Source organism: Lysobacter antibioticus, from assembly GCF_000731095.1.
GTDB classification, from domain to species: domain Bacteria; phylum Pseudomonadota; class Gammaproteobacteria; order Xanthomonadales; family Xanthomonadaceae; genus Lysobacter; species Lysobacter antibioticus_B.
In genome coordinates, this window is sequence record NZ_JMTZ01000157.1 from 1 (window position 1) to 1,468 (window position 1,468).

The window sequence follows — 1,468 nt, forward strand, 5'->3', positions numbered from 1 at the left end:
GGGTGGCCTCGTTCGAGCCGATCGCGCCGGTCGCGCGCGACGGCGTTCTGCCGCTGTCCTGGCCGCAGCAGCGTTTGTGGTTCCTCAATCAACTCGACGCCGCCGCCGGCGCCGCCTACCACATGTGCGCGGCCCTGCACGTGCGCGGCAAGCTCGACCGCGGCGCCTTGCAGGCGGCGCTGGACCGGGTCGTGGCCCGTCACGAAAGCCTGCGCACGGTATTCGTCGAAGAGCAGGGCGAGCCGCGCCAGTCGATCGGCCCGGCCGATACCGGTTTCCAACTGGCCGATCACGACCTGCGCCATCTCGACCCCGGTTCGCGCGCGCTGGCCGCGGCCGAACACGGCGCCGCCGAAGCGGTGGCGCCGTTCGACCTCGGCGGCGGGCCGCTGATCCGCGGCCGCTTGCTGCTGCTGTCCTCGGACGAGCACATCCTGCTGTTCACCCAGCACCACATCATTTCCGACGGTTGGTCGATCGGCCTGCTGGTCAAGGAAGTCAGCGCGCTGTACGCCGCGCTGCGCCAGGGCCAGGCCGATCCGTTGCCGCCCTTGTCGATCCAGTACGCCGACTACGCCGCCTGGCAGCGCGAGCAACTGCAGGGCGAGCGTCTGCGCGAGCTCGGCGAGTTCTGGCGGAGGCAATTGCGCGGCGCGCCGGTGTTGCTGGAACTGCCGACCGACCGGCCGCGCCCGCCGGTGCAGAGCTATGCCGGCGACAGCGTGCCGCTGGTGCTCCCGGCCGCGCTCAGCGCCGCTGTGCGCACCTGGGCGCAGGGGCAGGGCGCGACCTTGTTCATGGCCTTGTTGGCCGCCTGGTCGACGTTGTTGTCGCGCCTGAGCGGACAGGACGAGGTGGTGGTCGGCACGCCGGTGGCGAACCGCCAGCATCCCCAGACCGAGCCGCTGATCGGCTTCTTCGTCAACGCCCTGGCCCTGCGCGTGAGCCTGCGCGACGACCCGAGCGCGGCGCAACTGCTGGCGCGGGTGCGTGCGGTCGCGCTCGACGCCTACGAGCATCAGGACCTGCCGTTCGAGCAGGTCGTCGATGCCTTGCAGCCGGCGCGCACGCTCAGCCACAGCCCGTTGTTCCAGGCGATGTTGTCGCTCGACAACACGCCCGGCGGCGCGACCCTGAACCTGCCGGGCCTGAGCCTGAGCCCGCTGGCGACGGCGCAGACCACCACCCGTTTCGACCTGTCGCTGGCGCTCGGCGAATCCGGCGCCGAGATCGTCGGCGAGCTGGAGTACGCCACCGACCTGTTCGAGCGCGAGACCATCGAACGCTACGCCGGCTATTTCGTTCGACTGCTGGAGGCCATGGTCGCCGACGCACAGGCCCCGGTCGCTCGCCTGCCGCTGTTGTCGGCGGATGAGCGCGCGCACGTGCTCGAAACCTTCAACGACACCGGCTTCGACTATCCGCGCGAGCGCCTGCTGCATCAGCCGTTCGAAGCGCAGGTGCGGGC

Annotated in this window: 1 protein-coding gene; it reads left to right on the forward strand. The window is 70.8% G+C overall.

Annotated features, from left to right (window positions below):
* The coding region (locus EX88_RS24120; protein WP_036149879.1) for a condensation domain-containing protein at positions 1-1,468 on the forward strand (1,468 nt) is incomplete at both ends.